General features: G+C 64.3%; 17 protein-coding genes and 1 tRNA gene. 11 read left to right on the top strand and 7 right to left on the bottom strand.

The genetic code is table 11. From position 1 onward, the window contains the following. The coding region (locus AAFM29_RS13270; protein WP_341713264.1) for an aldehyde dehydrogenase family protein at positions 1-540 on the top strand (540 nt) is incomplete at its 5' end. Positions 541-560: 20 nt separating this feature from the next. Here AAFM29_RS13270 and AAFM29_RS13265 read toward each other — a convergent pair. Then, the gene (locus AAFM29_RS13265) at positions 561-1,400 is read right to left on the bottom strand and encodes an RNA polymerase sigma factor (RefSeq protein ID WP_341713263.1); all 840 of its coding nucleotides are present in this window, start codon (positions 1,398-1,400) and stop codon (positions 561-563) included. Further along, complete coding sequence (locus AAFM29_RS13260; protein ID WP_341713262.1) at positions 1,397-1,798, bottom strand: hypothetical protein; 402 nt, start codon at positions 1,796-1,798, stop codon at positions 1,397-1,399. Before AAFM29_RS13260 ends, AAFM29_RS13265 begins: the two co-directional genes overlap by 4 nt. A 199-nt stretch (positions 1,799-1,997) precedes the next feature. On the opposite strand from AAFM29_RS13260, the gene AAFM29_RS13255 reads away from it, so the two are divergent. From AAFM29_RS13255 to AAFM29_RS13240, 4 genes are read left to right on the top strand one after another with little or no spacing between them, the layout of a single operon-like run. Next, entirely contained in the window at positions 1,998-2,597 is a 600-nt protein-coding gene (locus AAFM29_RS13255) for a TetR family transcriptional regulator C-terminal domain-containing protein (RefSeq protein ID WP_341713261.1), read from the top strand. A 3-nt stretch (positions 2,598-2,600) separates the two neighbouring features. Beyond that, positions 2,601-3,488: an SDR family oxidoreductase gene (locus AAFM29_RS13250; RefSeq protein ID WP_341713260.1), complete on the top strand. Its 888-nt coding sequence runs from the start codon at positions 2,601-2,603 to the stop codon at positions 3,486-3,488. After that, a complete protein-coding gene (locus AAFM29_RS13245) occupies positions 3,481-3,813 on the top strand; it encodes a putative quinol monooxygenase (protein WP_341713259.1) in 333 nt (110 codons plus the stop codon). Before AAFM29_RS13250 ends, AAFM29_RS13245 begins: the two co-directional genes overlap by 8 nt. Next, positions 3,810-4,496, top strand: coding sequence for an SDR family NAD(P)-dependent oxidoreductase (locus AAFM29_RS13240; RefSeq protein ID WP_341713258.1), 687 nt, complete (start codon positions 3,810-3,812; stop codon positions 4,494-4,496). Before AAFM29_RS13245 ends, AAFM29_RS13240 begins: the two co-directional genes overlap by 4 nt. A gap of 99 nt (positions 4,497-4,595) precedes the next feature. Here the strand turns inward: AAFM29_RS13240 and AAFM29_RS13235 are convergent, their stop codons facing one another. Both AAFM29_RS13235 and AAFM29_RS13230 read right to left on the bottom strand, forming a co-directional pair. Next, positions 4,596-4,880, bottom strand: a complete 285-nt coding sequence (locus AAFM29_RS13235) for a GIY-YIG nuclease family protein (protein ID WP_341713257.1) — start codon at positions 4,878-4,880, stop codon at positions 4,596-4,598. 245 nt (positions 4,881-5,125) lie between these two features. Beyond that, a complete protein-coding gene (locus tag AAFM29_RS13230) occupies positions 5,126-5,551 on the bottom strand; it encodes a VOC family protein (RefSeq protein ID WP_341713256.1) in 426 nt (141 codons plus the stop codon). 130 nt (positions 5,552-5,681) lie between these two features. Here AAFM29_RS13230 and dcd point away from each other — a divergent pair, with 130 nt between their 5' ends. The 4 genes from dcd (at position 5,682) to AAFM29_RS13210 (ending at position 8,971) form a co-directional block, all read left to right on the top strand. After that, entirely contained in the window at positions 5,682-6,236 is a 555-nt protein-coding gene (gene dcd / locus AAFM29_RS13225) for a dCTP deaminase (protein WP_341713255.1), read from the top strand. Then, positions 6,233-7,015, top strand: coding sequence for a hypothetical protein (locus AAFM29_RS13220; RefSeq protein WP_341713254.1), 783 nt, complete (start codon positions 6,233-6,235; stop codon positions 7,013-7,015). The genes dcd and AAFM29_RS13220 overlap by 4 nt, the downstream gene beginning before the upstream one ends. Before the next feature lie 380 nt (positions 7,016-7,395). Next, positions 7,396-8,571, top strand: coding sequence for a saccharopine dehydrogenase NADP-binding domain-containing protein (locus AAFM29_RS13215; protein ID WP_341713253.1), 1,176 nt, complete (start codon positions 7,396-7,398; stop codon positions 8,569-8,571). A gap of 28 nt (positions 8,572-8,599) precedes the next feature. Beyond that, a complete protein-coding gene (locus tag AAFM29_RS13210; RefSeq protein WP_341713252.1) occupies positions 8,600-8,971 on the top strand; it encodes a DoxX family protein in 372 nt (123 codons plus the stop codon). Positions 8,972-8,989: 18 nt separating this feature from the next. On the opposite strand, the gene AAFM29_RS13205 is transcribed toward AAFM29_RS13210, so the two are convergent. The 3 genes from AAFM29_RS13205 to AAFM29_RS13195 all read right to left on the bottom strand — a co-directional run bounded on the left by AAFM29_RS13205 (position 8,990) and on the right by AAFM29_RS13195 (position 12,044). Next, positions 8,990-11,125: a TonB-dependent receptor domain-containing protein gene (locus AAFM29_RS13205; RefSeq protein ID WP_341713251.1), complete on the bottom strand. Its 2,136-nt coding sequence runs from the start codon at positions 11,123-11,125 to the stop codon at positions 8,990-8,992. Between the two features lie 110 nt (positions 11,126-11,235). After that, positions 11,236-11,790, bottom strand: coding sequence for a hypothetical protein (locus tag AAFM29_RS13200; RefSeq protein ID WP_341713250.1), 555 nt, complete (start codon positions 11,788-11,790; stop codon positions 11,236-11,238). A 179-nt stretch (positions 11,791-11,969) separates the two neighbouring features. Beyond that, positions 11,970-12,044, bottom strand: a tRNA-Gly gene (locus tag AAFM29_RS13195). Positions 12,045-12,240: 196 nt separating this feature from the next. Between AAFM29_RS13195 and AAFM29_RS13190 the strand changes: the two genes are divergently transcribed. Beyond that, the gene (locus AAFM29_RS13190; protein WP_341713266.1) at positions 12,241-13,143 is read left to right on the top strand and encodes a tetratricopeptide repeat protein; all 903 of its coding nucleotides are present in this window, start codon (positions 12,241-12,243) and stop codon (positions 13,141-13,143) included. A gap of 13 nt (positions 13,144-13,156) precedes the next feature. Beyond that, positions 13,157-13,762, top strand: coding sequence for an LON peptidase substrate-binding domain-containing protein (locus AAFM29_RS13185; RefSeq protein ID WP_341713265.1), 606 nt, complete (start codon positions 13,157-13,159; stop codon positions 13,760-13,762). Positions 13,763-13,821 lie beyond the last annotated feature (59 nt).

Raw genomic sequence — 13,821 nt, 5'->3', positions numbered from 1 at the left:
GATCCGCAGGATCTCGCCACCGATGTCGGCCCGGTGATCGATCCCGACGCCAAGTCCTCGCTCGAACGCCACGTCGCGCGGCGCAAGAAGGGCGGCCGCCCGGTCTGGCGCCGCCGCCTGCATCGCGGTGCCAATGCCGGCTGCTTCGTCGCACCGACGATCATCGAGATGGATTCGATCCTCGACCTCAAGCGCGAGAATTTCGGCCCGGTGCTGCACGTGGTCCGGTTCAAGGCCGAAAATCTGCCGCAGGTGGTGCGCGACATCAACGCCACCGGCTATGGCCTCACCCTCGGCCTCCACTCGCGGCTCGAGGCGACCCGCGAATATGTCGAACGCCATGCGCGGGTCGGCAATTTCTACGTCAACCGCAACCAGATCGGCGCGGTAGTCGAGAGCCAGCCCTTCGGCGGCGAGGGCCTCTCCGGCACCGGCCCCAAGGCGGGCGGCCCCCACTACGTCCTGCGCTTCGCGACCGAACGGGTGGTGTGCATCGACACCACGGCGGCCGGTGGGAATGCGACGCTGTTGGCGAGCTAGGTCGGTCGGCAGGCGAGCGCCTAGTCCAGCCTTGTGCGAGCGTCGGTCTCGAGGACCGTCAATACCAGCGAAGCTACCTCGGTCTCGAAGTCCGGGTTGGAGCGCATCAAGGCGGCGGCTGCACGACCCGATTCCAGGCGCTGGACCCCGTCCTGCAGGCGCTGCAGGTCGAAGGGTTGGGCGGTGTCGTTCCGGTCGATCGCGCCATCCAGTCCGATCCTGCCGGTCTTGAGCGCGGGGACGACGCGATGGGAGCAGTGGCAACTCGCGCTGCGCGAGGCGATGCCGCAATTCGCCCGGGTGAAGTCCAGCACCGCGGCACGCGCGCGCTTCAACCGCTGGCGGTAGGCAGGCTGCGCGATCTCGAGCGCCCTGGCGGCCTCCCCATCGGTGAGTTCGAAGATCTCTCCCAGGATGTAGGCGATCCGCAAGTTGCGCGACAGGCAGGTGAGCAGCGCCAGGGTGCAGCCGATCTTGACCTGCTCCAGCGCGACTGCCTCCTCCACCTTGGTCAGCCCGGCTTCGGCCAGCGGTGCCTGGCCCTGGTCGAGGTCTTCGGCGAAGCCTTCGAAGCTCAGGCGCATTGCCTCGATCCGGCTCTGCTTGCGCAGTTCGACCAGGTGGCGACAGGCGATCCGCAAGGCCCAGCCTCCCGCCGCCGCGGGATCGCGCAGCGCGCCGAGATTGGTCACGATCCTGATCAGGATTTCCTGTGTCGCGTCCTCGGCAGCGCCGGGATCGGCCAGCATGCGCAAGGCGAGATTGTAGATCGGGCGCTGGGCGGCACGCACCAGCGTATCGAGGGCGGCGCGGTCTCCTTCCCGCGCCGCCACGACCTGGTCTTCGCGGATGATGATCATCCTTCAAGCACCGCCTTCAGTTCCTGGAGCTCCTTGGCGAGGATCGCCATCTGCTCGCCCAAGGCGCCTTCGAGCGCTTCGAGCGCCACCGGCGGTGCCATGAGCACGAAGGAATAGATCGCCTTGCCTTCGCCGTTCGCTGTCGCGCGCGAATAGGCCGTACCGGCGCCGCCATCGGGGAATGTCATGAACCAGTCGACCGTGCCCGCATCGGGCTGTGCCACGGTCTTGAGCGCGATGGGCACCGCACCGGCCGGGGTCACCAGCTCGGCCTTCTCGTGGTCCGCGCTCTTGAAGGCATTGGTCCAGTTGGGAAGGTTTGTCGGATTGGCGACATAGTCGAACACCGCCTTGACCGGGCGGTCGATCTCGATCGATTGAACATCAAAGGTTTTCATGGATTTTTCCTTGCTGCGGTGGTGCCGGCCAATCCGGCCCACATCAAGCAAGGAGGGGCACGGGTGCCGGTCTGTGACTCACTTTCTGGGCTCAGCGAAAAAATTCTCCGCCTGCCCTTGAATAATTATTAGACCAGTCTATTTCTAATCATGCAAGCGGCGTTGGGCCGCGCGGCGAACAATCGGCAGGACACCAGCGATGGCACGCACACGCAATGCAGACGCCTATAACGATGCGCGGGAAAAGCTCCTCACGGTGGGGATGAACCTGATCCGCTCTGGCAGCTATGAAAGCGTCGGGATCAACGACATCCTGCGCGAAGGGCAGATCCCCAAGGGATCGTTCTACCATTATTTCGACAGCAAGGAGGGCTTTGGGCTGGAGGTCGCGAAGCACTACCATGCCCAGCAGCTCGAAGGCGCGCGGGCGATCCTGCTGGATCGCGACGTGCCGCCGCTTGAACGGCTGAAAGCCTTCTTCCAGACCGCCTATGAGGATTTCGAAGCGCGCCAGTTCAGCCAGGGCTGCCTGATGTGCAACCTCACCACCGAGCTGGCCGATGAAGAGCCTGCCTTCCAGGCGGTGCTCCAGACCAACTGGCACGAACTCAGCGATGTCGTTGCCGCCTGCATCGCCGAAATCGACAAGGCCGATATCGGCCTCGACCACCTGACCGACAGCGAAGCCGCAGACTGGCTGCTCAATTCCTGGAGCGGCGCGCTGACCCGCATGAAGGCAACCCGCGACGGGACGCCCCTCCGCCTCTTCCTCAAATCAACCTTCAAAGAGAGAAAGTGATCCATGGTTACCCCCCAAACCATCCTCATTACCGGTGCCAGTCGCGGCATCGGACTGCTTGCCGCCAAGGCGCTCGCGCAGCGCGGGCACAAGGTCTACGCCTCGATGCGCGACATCACCGGTCGCAATCGCGACGCGGCCCGCGACCTCGAAGCCTGGGCCCGCGAAGGCGGGTTCAAGCTCGAGCCGCTGGAACTCGACGTGACCGACCAGGCATCGGTCGACCGGGCGATCGCTACGATCGAGGCGCAGGGCCCGCTCGACGTGCTGGTCAACAATGCCGGCTTCATGCCTGTGGGCCTGACCGAGGCCTTCACGCTCGACCAGCAGCAGGCCTGTTTCGACGTCAACATGTTCGGCCTCGCCCGTACCAGCCGCGCCGTCCTGCCGCACATGCGTGAACGCGGTTCGGGCCTGCTGATCAACCTCAGCTCGGCCGCCGGTCGCCTGACCATTCCCCATTTCGGCGTCTATTGCGCCAGCAAATGGGCGATGGAGGCCTATTGCGAGGCGCTTCACTACGAACTCGAGCCCTTCGGTATCGATTCCGTCCTGATCGAACCGAGCGGCCACGGCACCGACCTGGTCGCATCCTCACCCGCCCCGGCAGACACCGCCGCGGTCAAGGCCTATGGCGCTTTCGCCGGCGGTCGCGAACGGCTGCTCGGCATGTTCCAGGACATGTTCGACCAGGGCGATGCGATGACCGACGCGGGCAATGTCGCGCGCAAGATCGTCGAACTGGTCGAGATGCAGGGCCCGCGCCCGATCCGCACGCAGGTGGGCCAGGACATGGGCGTCGACGCCGTCAACGTGGCGACCGCGCCGATCCAGGCCGGCCTGGTGGAAAGCCTGAAGCCGGTCTACCTGCCCGAGACGGTCGATGCCTGAATCGGGCAAGCATCTTCATATCTTCGCGACAATCCGGCCCAAGGCCGAACATTTCGCGGAGGCGAAGGCGGCGTTGGAGCAACTTGTTGCTCCAACGCTGGCTGAGCCGGGCTGCCACCTCTTCGCCGTGCTGGAGAACCGCGACGAACCGGGGCTGCTCCACCTGTTCGAGATCTTCGACGATGAGGCGGCCGTCGCCGCGCATTATGCGCAGGAATACACGAAGGCGGTCTTCGCCAGCTACCAGGCATGGCTCGCCTCGCCGGTCGAGATCCAGCATCTCGCGACCACGTCCCCCATTTCAGCGGAGCAGTTCTTCAAATGAGTAATGCCCTGATCGTCGGCGCGGGCCCGGGCCTCAGTGCCTCGCTCGCCCGGCTGCTTGCCGCTCGCGGCGCAAAGGTGGCGCTGGCCGCACGCGATATCCGCAAGCTCGACAGCCTGTGCGAGGAAATCGGCGCAAGTGCCCATGCCTGCGACGCCGCCGACGAGGCCAGTGTCGAGAGCCTGTTCACGCAGCTCGCGGCAGAGGGTCGCTCGCCCGACCTGCTGGTCTACAACGCCAGCGCCTATACCCGCGGCCCGATCGCGGAACTCGACGCGGGCAAGGTGCGCGAGGTGCTGATGGTCAGCGCCTATGGCGCCTTCCTGGTGGCGCGCGCGGCGGCCCAGGTCATGCTCGCAAAGGGCGGCGGCACCATGCTGTTCACCGGCGCATCCGCCGGGGTGAAGGGCTATGCCCAGTCCGCCCCCTTCGCGATGGGCAAGTTTGCCCTGCGCGGCCTGTGCCAGAGCCTCGCCAGGGAGCTGTCACCGCGCAACATCCACGTCGCGCATTTCGTGATCGATGGTGTCATCTACCAGCCCGAACGCGGCGCGCCCTACGACGACCCCGACACAACGCTCCACCCCGATGCAATCGCCCAATCCTACCTGGCAATCGCCGACCAGGACCGCAGCGCGTGGACCTGGGAAGCCGAACTGCGCCCTTACAATGAGACCTTCTGAGGCGAGCTTGTCGGCAAGTATCGATAAGGAAGGCAATCGAAACGTCCGCTCAGCCAGAGCCTGTCGAAGGCCACGCTCCGCCATCAGCGGCAGGAACCCTCACCCCTGACGGTTCCGCGCCAACTCTGAGATCAGGTCCCAGTCCCCTGCAATCAGCGCCTGCTTCTTCGCCCGGCTCCAGCCTTTGATCCGTCGCTCGGCGTCGAACGCTTCATCCCGCGTCGGAAATTCCTCGCACCACTGCAATTTCACTGGCAGCCGCTTCGCGGTGTAGCCACCCATCGCTCCCGACTGGTGTTGCGCCATGCGCTCGCCGAGATCGTCAGTGTGCCCGGCATAATAGCTGCCGTCGTTGCACAGCAGGAGATAAGCGTAGAAGGCCATTCCAAGGAGCTAAGGCCAGCGCATGGCCTTCGACAAGCTCAGGCTGAGCGGGTTTGGTGCGATTTGACCGCTACCAGAACACGGCGTCCCACAATTGCTACCTTCCCCGCTCGCTGAACCTAATCCCCACGCCCGCTCAGCCTGAGCCTGTCGAAGGCTAGTCGCTGCAATTGCGCAAAAGGGGAATCCCGCCCCATCTCTTGCGCCTCCCCGTACATCAAGAGCCATCACCCCAACCCGTCAGTTCATGAAACCGGTCGCGAGCCCAAATCCTGATTGAAGCGGAGCAGGTAGCCATCAAGGTCCGCCACCACAAACTGGCGGTTGCCGCGCTCCAGCTCACCCTGACGATACCACCGGTCTTCAAGCGGTACGATAATTTCAAGGTCGGCCCCTTGGACCGCTTCGTAGTGGGCCGCCACGGCCGGAACGCGAATTTGAAGGTTTAGCCCCCTTCCGTAGGGCCGCTCGAGAGGCGCCGTCCGAAACCGCCTCCCCTGCCCACCCGCTTCCTGAAGCATCAGGTGAGCTGAACCGATGGCGAGATAAGCAAACGCTTCTTCCCGGCGTTCAACAAGGACCTGAAAAGCGAAGACGTCCCGGTACACACCAAGCGATGCCTCCAAGTCGGACACATCCAGTTCTGGAACCAGGGCAGGACTTTCGATCACAAAAACCGGCTAACACAGGAGTTTGCTCTGAGCCATCGCTTGAGGGCCGTAGCCGACCGCTTCGCTATGAAAGGGGATATCCCCCCCCCCTTCGCTTGCCCCCGCCAGCCCAATCGGGAATCCCTCACGCATGGCGATTCTTTCAGACAAGTGGATCCGCGACAAGGCGATGAACGAGGGGATGATCGAGCCCTTCGTCGAAGCGCAGCGGCGCGAGGGGTGCATTTCTTACGGGCTGTCCAGCTTCGGCTATGACGCGCGCGTGGCGCCCGAATTCAAGATCTTCACCAATGTCGACAGCGCGGTGGTCGATCCCAAGGATTTCGCCAGCAACAGCTTCGTCGATCGCGAGACCGATGTCTGCGTGATCCCGCCCAACAGCTTCGCGCTGGCGCGCACGGTCGAATATTTCCGCATCCCCGAAGACGTGCTGGTGATCTGCCTGGGCAAGAGCACCTATGCGCGCTGCGGGATCATCGTGAACGTCACCCCGCTCGAACCGGGCTGGGAAGGCCACGTCACGCTGGAATTCTCCAACACCACCCCGCTCCCGGCGAAGATCTACGCCAATGAAGGGGCGTGCCAGTTCCTGTTCCTGCAGGGCAACGAACGGCCCGAAGTGACCTATGCCGACCGCGCGGGCAAATATATGGGCCAGCGCGGGGTCACGCTGCCGCGCCTATGAGCGTCGGCCGCTTTCCGTTCTGGCGCGTGGTCCCGGGCCAGCAAAGCGGCGAATTCGTGCTCCCCGTCATGCCGCCGGCCACGGCAGGGCCCGATGGCGCGCCGCATATCATGGGCGGCGTTGCGCTGGCGGCGATTGTCGATGCGATGGAGCTCGACAGCGAATTGCCGCTGCTGTGGGCGCAGGTGCAATTCCTTGGTCCCACCCAGCACGCCGAAGAGCTCGCCATCGAAGTGGAACAATGCGGCGGCGGGCAGGCGGTGGCGCAATATGCCGCATCGGCCAGCGTCAATGGCCGCCCGACCCACCGGGCGAGCGGGGCGCTGGGCTATCGCGAGCCCTACGAACAGACGCTGTTTGCCAAGATGCCCGACATCGTCGGACCCGATGCCGCAACGCCGGTCGAGATAAGCCATTCGGCGGACGGCGGCCTGCCCGACCAGTTCGACTATCATGTTGCGCTCCATGACGAGGAGCTGGGCGTGCACGCCGTCTGGACCCGCTCGCGCGCCGGGTTCGCGGTGGACGCAGGCTGGCTGGCTATCATCTCCGATCTGTTCCTTGGCGCGCATCCGGCATCGCGCGGGGGATCGAGCCTCGATGCCATGTTCCGGTTCGTGCAGGGCTGCGAGCCCGGATGGGTGCTTTCGGTCACCGAATTCGCCGCCTTCGAACGCGGCGTGGTCCACGGTTCGGCGCGGCATTTTGCCGAAGACGGGCGCTTGCTGGCAATCTCCAGCCAGACCGGCGTGCTGCCCCGCATCCCGCGCGCATCATAGCAGTTCAGGCTTCGCCGGCTTGCGCGCTTTCCTACTTGCGTGAAATACGCCTTGGTCGCGGCCATGGCCGCCTCGCATCCAGACTTCCGCTCGCGCAGCCCCGGTTACCGGGTGACACTTCGAGTCCGTGGGGATTACGGCAGCCCCGCCGCAACGCGACACTTTGCATGCGCAGAGCGTGACAGCCGGGAACGCCAGGGTGACACCTCGGCCAGCGTGGGTGACACATCTGGCCGCAGGGTGACGCTTCACGCGTTGCAGAGTGACATTGCGAGAGATTTTTGGCTGGACCCTGTTCCACCCGTTCCATCCTTTAGGATTTCTAGGGCTTTGACAGGTGCTGGCTGCGCGCGCATTCATGGGGGCAAAGGAGAGGCAGCATGGCCGAGAGGGAATTCGATATCGTGGTCTATGGGGCGACCGGCTACACCGGACGCCTCGTCGCCGAACATTTCGTGCGCGAATATGGCAGCAAGCCCGATGCGCCCAAATGGGCCATGGCCGGGCGCAGCATGGCCAAGCTGGAGGAAGTGCGCGACGAAATCGGCGCGCCCAACTCGACCCCGCTGGTGGTGGCAGATGCCGACGATCCGGCCAGCCTGGAGGCGATGTGCAATCGTACCAAGGTGGTGCTGACCACCGTGGGGCCGTACCAGCTCTATGGCGACGCGCTGGTCGCCGCCTGCGTCAAGACCGGCACCGACTATGCCGATTTGTGCGGCGAGCCCGCCTGGATGCGCGAACAGATCGACCTGCATCACGAGGCCGCGAAGAAGAGCGGCGCACGGATCACCTTTTCGAGCGGATTCGATTCGATCCCCTTCGATCTCGGCGTGCTGATGCTGCAAAAGGAAGCGGTGGCGCGCAACGGATCACCCGCGCCACGGGTCAAGGGGCGCGTGCGCGGCATGCAGGGCACTTTCTCGGGCGGCACCGCGGCCAGCCTGACCGCGACGATGAAGGCGGCGGCGAAGAACCCCTCGATCATCAAGGTGCTCAATTCACCCTTCGGCCTGACCCCCGGCTTCGAAGGGCCCGACCAGCCCAATGGCATGATCCCGAGGCACGAGGCCGAGCTCGACAAATGGGCCGCGCCCTTCATCATGGCGACGATCAACACCAAGAACGTCCACCGCACCAACTTCCTGCGCGGGCACCCCTATGGTGAGGACTTCCGCTATGACGAAATGATGCTCACCAGCCCGGGCGAAGCTGGCAAGGCCGCCGCCAATGCGGTGCTGGAAATGCTCAAGAACCCCTTCGGCGCCAAGCCGCCCAAGCCGGGCGAAGGCCCGAGCAAGGAAGAGCGCGAGAACGGATACTACGACGTGCTGTTCATTGGCGAGTGGCCCGATGGCAAGCGCCTGCATTACGGCGTGAAGGGCCGCTACGATCCGGGCTACGGCTCGACCAGCCGCATGCTCGCCGAAACCGGTATGGCACTGCTCGATTGCAAGGCCGAAGGCGGCGTGGGCACGCCGGGTGCATTCCTCGGCGAAGCGCTGGTTGAGCGCCTGCGCGACCATGCCGAATTGAGCTTCGCCGTCGAAGAGTGAACCAAGGGAAATTGGGGAGGGAATTCACATGAACGCAGCTGCCACAACGCTTGGCCGCATCCTGATCGCGGTGCTGTTCATCCTGGCCGGGGTGGGCAAGGTGATGGATCCGGCATCGACCGCCGCCTACATTGAGGCGGAGAGCCCGCTTCCGGGCAGCCTGGCCATAGTCGTCGGAGCCTTCGAGCTGCTGGCCGGGCTGGTGCTGGCCAGCGGCTATTTCACCCGCATCGCCAGCCTGTCGCTGGCGGGCTTCACCCTGCTGGCCACAGTGCTGTTCCACGAAAACCTCGCTGACCAGCTACAACTGACCATGGCGCTCAAGAACCTCGCCGTGATCGGCGGGTTGCTGGTGATCTACGCACAGGGAGACGCGCGCGCCAAACCCGCGGCCGGGTAAGGCGGCGCGAAAACCCCGTCAGAAATTGACCCGGGCGCTGATCCTGAAATCGCGCCCGGCCAGCGGGGCATAGTCCTTGAGGATCGAACTGGCCCGGCGGGCGACGACGTCGAAGATGTTGTTGGCCGAAAACGCGAAGCTCAGCGGCCGGTCTTCGCCCCAGGGGCGCCAGGTCAGCTCGGCATTGACCATGGTGTAACCGTCGGTCGGCGTTTCGAGCGGTGCGGTGCGGTTCTGGCTGTCGACCCATTCGACCTCTGCCCGCGCGTCGATCATGCGCGACTCCAGGCCGATCCCGCCAAGCGCCCGCAGGGGCGGGATGCGGGGGGCCGGTCCGAAGTCGAGGATCGTGGCATGGGTATAGTCGACAAGGCCATCGGCAACGATGTCCGCCTCGCCGATGCTGGCCAGCGTGACGGTACCCTGAAGTTCGAAGCCATAGTAACGCGCATCGCCCTGGAGGCCTTCGTAGACCGGCAGCCCGTCCTCGATATCACCGGTCTGGCGCTGGTAGATGTAGTCGGAGAACCAAGTGTAATAGGCGGACGCCTCGATCGTGAAGCCTTCCCCGCCGCCGCGCAGGATCGCCTCGACGCTGGTGGCCTTCTCGACACGGAAATCGGGGTCGCCGATCTCGAACGACTGCGTGCCTGCATGCGGACCGTTGGCGAACAGTTCCTCCGCGCTCGGTGCGCGGCCCGTGCGGGCAACGTTCACGCCGATCCGCCAGTCCCCGGCAAAGTTCCAGGTCCCGCCGATCGAGCCCGAGAAGGTATCGAAGCTGCGGCTGCCATCAAAGAACTCAGTCTGGTCGATAGCGGGCTGTGCGGAGACGTTCTGATGACCGTAGCGTGCGCCCGCCTCGAGCTTGACGGCGCCGAGATCGAGCTGTTGCACGGTGAAGAGGCCAAAAGTCCTGGTCGAGTTCTTGGGCAGGAAGGCTTCGTCTCCGATCACGTTGAAATCGCGAAACGAATATTGCGCGCCGCTGGCCCCGCTCCAGTTGCCTCGCCGCGCCTGGGTCAGCTCGAGGCGCCCTTCCTGCCCCTTGTTGAGGAAGGTCGTCCCGATTTCGCCATTCTCTTCGAGTTCGAAATGGGCGTAGTCGGCATAGGCCCAGCGCAGGCGGATCTTGTCGAAGAAGCCGCTGTCAGGTGTCACTTCCGCACGCACGTCGACACGGTCCTGCGACAGGCTGATCCGCGGATCTTCCTGCTCTTCGTCGGGCTGCGTGGCGAAGCGCAGCGGCACACCATAGAGCGTTTCATAGTGGCTATAGGAAACACCCAGGCTGCCGCCGTCATCGATGAACGCCAGCCCACCACCCGCGCTCCAGGTGCGGCTGGCAGTGTTGGGCAGGATCCCGCGCACGCCGGCGTTGTCGGCAAACAACGGATCGCTGGTGGTGGTGGTAGACGCCAGCGCCTGCTGGCGCAGCGCCGGCGTCAGCGCGAACCCGCCGATCTCGAGATCATCGCTCTTCGAATAGCTGCCGTCGGCATGCACCACCCACTTGTCACCCAGGGGCACGTCGACGGAGCCCGATGCCGCGCGTTGGTTTGCCGCCGATGCGTAGTCGAGATCGGCAGCGAAGTGGACCGGCTCGTCAGGGACATGCATCGGAATGCGGCGATCGATCACATTGACCACGCCGCCAACAACCGACGGCGAATAAAGTAGTGCCTGCGGGCCGCGCAGTACTTCGATGCGTTCGGCCAACAGCGGGTCGACGGCAGTCGCATGGTCCGCCGAGGTGTTCGAGACGTCGATCGAACCCAGGCCATTGCTCAACACGCTGACCCGCTCACCCTGCAAGCCGCGCAGAATGGGGCGCGAAGCGGTGGGCCCGAAAGAACTGGCGGAAACGCCCGGAAGGTGCGCCAGAGTTTCCCCGATCGAAGGCCGGACGGCATTGGCGAGATCTTCAGTGGAGAGCACACCCACTGCTGAGAGCATATCCTGCCGGTTCGTCTGCAGGACGCCGGTCACAATTATCTCATCAGGAGTGGTCGGATGGGATTCATCGCCATCTCCAGCTGCTGGTGGAACAGGATCTTCGCTTGCCTGCTGGGCCAATGCCGCCTGCGCGCTGGTCAGCGCGAACAGGGGAAGCGAGGCAAGGAGGGCGGTGCGGCCGATCTTATGATACAACATAACGACGGCCAGATAGGCGGTGCCGCACTGTGCACAAGTGTTTTCTTTGGCCAGCGGCCTCACAATAGATGAATCGTCAACGGTGTGCGACGAACCGCAATGGCGCCGCGTCAGTCGCGCTCTGCCCGTTCGGCAGCTGCCCTTTCGGCCTCGATTCGGCGGGCATCCGCCTCAGTCGCAGGTCGGGCAGGCCAACCGCAACCGCGCGCATGACCGATACCTTTCAGGAAGCCACGCCGCGCCATCCCCGCACGAATTGCGTTCTGAAGCTTGCGCTGCTCGGAGCTGGCTCCCGACACTTCGCGAATGAGGCTGCGAAAGGGGATCAGCGAACCGACTGCGAACTTGCCGACATCGCCTGCACTCAATCGTCCCTTCGATCCGGCCGAGAGGTCGTAATCATCCCCCAGCAGCGCATCGAGCCGCCCCACTTCGGCGATCAAGGCGCGGCAACCGGATAGGCCGCTGAGATCGTATGGCTTGTCGACCGCAAGCTGCAGCAGTTCGGGGATCTCGCCCTTCTTCAGGTTGAGGTCGGTGAGCGGCGTGCTGACGACATCCTCCGCGTCGGGTTCGGTCTGGGTCACCGGCGCCTGTTGCGCCCAAAGTGGCCCGGCACTTAGCCACAGCAGCGCGGCAGCGGCATATGATGCTGTTTTCGCCATGATTATCACCTTCGAGTAGCGGCAAGATGCTAGACCCCTCGGGCACCGGGCGCAAATGCATCGTCCGACAGTAGGGATTGGCTCAAACAGGACCCTATAGGGTTTGCGCGACCGCGCCGGCAAATGCGTGCAGAACCAGGCAAGCGGCACGATGCGCGAAATATCGTCTTTGCTGGAAATGGAGCGGGCGAAGAGATTCGAACTCTCGACCCCAACCTTGGCAAGGTTGTGCTCTACCCCTGAGCTACGCCCGCTCACTGACGCTCCACGGATCGGCTTGATCCGTCGGGGAGGCGCGCAACTAGCAGCGCACCCTGAGTCCCGCAAGCCTAAAAAATGCAGATTTTCTACCGCCCTTGCGATGGGCGCATACCTCCTTCACATTCGCGGCAAAAGGCCCACATGGGGCGGACAAACTTCCGCGATGAAAGGTGAATTGCAGTGGCTACCATGGGTTTGAGCATCGACGAGCAGAAGGCGGTCGACCGGTTCCGCAAGGAGATCGTCGAACCGTCGATGACCAAGCTCATAATCCTCGATTTCTTCGCCGAATGGTGCGGGCCTTGCAAGGCGCTGGCCCCGGTGCTCGACAAGGTGGCGGCCGAATACGCCGAGAAAGGGGTCGAACTACGCAAGGTCGATGTCGACCAGGAGCAATTCATCGCCGCGCAGTTCCAGGTCCAGTCGATCCCCACCGTCTATGCCATGTTCCAGGGCCAACCGGTCGCCAACCTGACCAATGCGCGCAGCGAAACCCAGCTCAAGCAGGTGCTCGACCAACTCCTCGGCCAGCTACCGATCCAGCTCGATGATGGTGCGCCGCAGCAGGATGTCAGCCAATTCATCGCCATGGCAGAGCAGGTGCTGGGCGAAGGCGATCCCGAGCGTGCAGCGGCTATCTTTGCGCAGGTCGTCGAGATGACGCCCGATAGCGCCGCGGCGCATGCGGGCCTGATCCGCGCCCTGGCACAGGCAGGCCACAGAGAAGAGGCGCAGGCTGCGCTCGCCGCGGCCGAAGCCAACCCTGCGCTCGCCGGCGATGCGGCGCTGGCGCAGGCAAAGAGCGCGCTGGAGCTGTCTGCGAACAAGGTCGATGACAGCGAGTTGGCCGCCCTGCGCGATAAGGCCGCGGGCGGCGATATGGGTGCGCGTTTCGCCTTTGCCGAGGCAGCCTTTGCCGCAGGCGAGCGCGACGCGGCAGCGGATGAGCTGCTCGCCATGATCGAGGCCGATCGCGAATGGGACGATGGCGCCGCCAAGGCCAAGTTGCTGCAGATATTCGAGGCTGTCGGGTTGGAAGACGCGTGGGTTGTCGCCACCCGCAGGCGCCTTTCCAAGCTGCTGTTCGGATAGGGCGCGCGTGAGCATCCGTCTTTCGATCTTCCCCCTGCCCGGCGCAATCCTGTTCCCAGGGCTGCAATTGCCGCTGCACATCTTCGAGCCGCGCTATCGCGAACTCGTGGGCAGTGCTCTGGCCAAGGATCGGCTGATCGGGATGATCCAGCCGCAGCAATCGCGTGAGGGCGCTCCGCTCTACGAAGTCGGGTGCCTGGGCCGGATCGGCGATGTCGAAGCGATGGAGGACGGGCGCTACAACATCGTGCTCGATGGCGAGGCGCGCTTTCGCGTGATCCGCGAACTGGACGTCACCACGGCTTTCCGCCAGGTCGAAGCCGAGCTGATCGACGATCCCGAAGACGAGGTTCTCTCCAGCGCAGAGCGGGGCAATTTCGAATTCGAGGCGCGCCGCTTCGCACAGATCCAGGGCTATTCGGTCGATTGGGATTCGGTCGAACGGCTCGACGACGAAACGCTGATCAATGGCGTCGCCCAGATCGCCCCGTTCGATACCGCATCGAAACAGGCCCTTCTCGAAGCACCCGACCTATCGGCCCGCTGCGAGTTGATGATCCAGCTGATGCAGTTCTTCGCCCTGCGCGACGACGGCGACGAGATCGTGACGCTGCAGTGAGGCTTCCGCTAGTCCTCGCTGCTAGTCTAATTGCAATGCCCGCCGGCGGAAGTCTAGAG

Source organism: Erythrobacter sp., assembly GCF_038133525.1.
Lineage (GTDB): Bacteria > Pseudomonadota > Alphaproteobacteria > Sphingomonadales > Sphingomonadaceae > Qipengyuania.
The sequence above is the reverse complement of the archived record's forward strand: the minus strand, read 5'-3'. Positions and strand labels throughout refer to the sequence as shown.

Bases quoted from the DNA above. Each gene is read 5' to 3' on its own strand.
- AAFM29_RS13235 (WP_341713257.1), bottom strand. From the start codon at position 4,880: ATGGCCTTCTACGCTTATCTCCTGCTGTGCAACGACGGCAGCTATTAT.
- AAFM29_RS13190 (WP_341713266.1), top strand. From the start codon at position 12,241: ATGGGTTTGAGCATCGACGAGCAGAAGGCGGTCGACCGGTTCCGCAAG.
- AAFM29_RS13260 (WP_341713262.1), bottom strand. From the start codon at position 1,798: ATGAAAACCTTTGATGTTCAATCGATCGAGATCGACCGCCCGGTCAAG.
- AAFM29_RS13220 (WP_341713254.1), top strand. From the start codon at position 6,233: ATGAGCGTCGGCCGCTTTCCGTTCTGGCGCGTGGTCCCGGGCCAGCAA.
- AAFM29_RS13250 (WP_341713260.1), top strand. From the start codon at position 2,601: ATGGTTACCCCCCAAACCATCCTCATTACCGGTGCCAGTCGCGGCATC.
- AAFM29_RS13215 (WP_341713253.1), top strand. From the start codon at position 7,396: ATGGCCGAGAGGGAATTCGATATCGTGGTCTATGGGGCGACCGGCTAC.
- AAFM29_RS13265 (WP_341713263.1), bottom strand. From the start codon at position 1,400: ATGATCATCATCCGCGAAGACCAGGTCGTGGCGGCGCGGGAAGGAGAC.
- AAFM29_RS13210 (WP_341713252.1), top strand. From the start codon at position 8,600: ATGAACGCAGCTGCCACAACGCTTGGCCGCATCCTGATCGCGGTGCTG.
- AAFM29_RS13200 (WP_341713250.1), bottom strand. From the start codon at position 11,790: ATGGCGAAAACAGCATCATATGCCGCTGCCGCGCTGCTGTGGCTAAGT.
- AAFM29_RS13255 (WP_341713261.1), top strand. From the start codon at position 1,998: ATGGCACGCACACGCAATGCAGACGCCTATAACGATGCGCGGGAAAAG.
- AAFM29_RS13205 (WP_341713251.1), bottom strand. From the start codon at position 11,125: ATGTTGTATCATAAGATCGGCCGCACCGCCCTCCTTGCCTCGCTTCCC.
- AAFM29_RS13240 (WP_341713258.1), top strand. From the start codon at position 3,810: ATGAGTAATGCCCTGATCGTCGGCGCGGGCCCGGGCCTCAGTGCCTCG.
- dcd (WP_341713255.1), top strand. From the start codon at position 5,682: ATGGCGATTCTTTCAGACAAGTGGATCCGCGACAAGGCGATGAACGAG.
- AAFM29_RS13245 (WP_341713259.1), top strand. From the start codon at position 3,481: ATGCCTGAATCGGGCAAGCATCTTCATATCTTCGCGACAATCCGGCCC.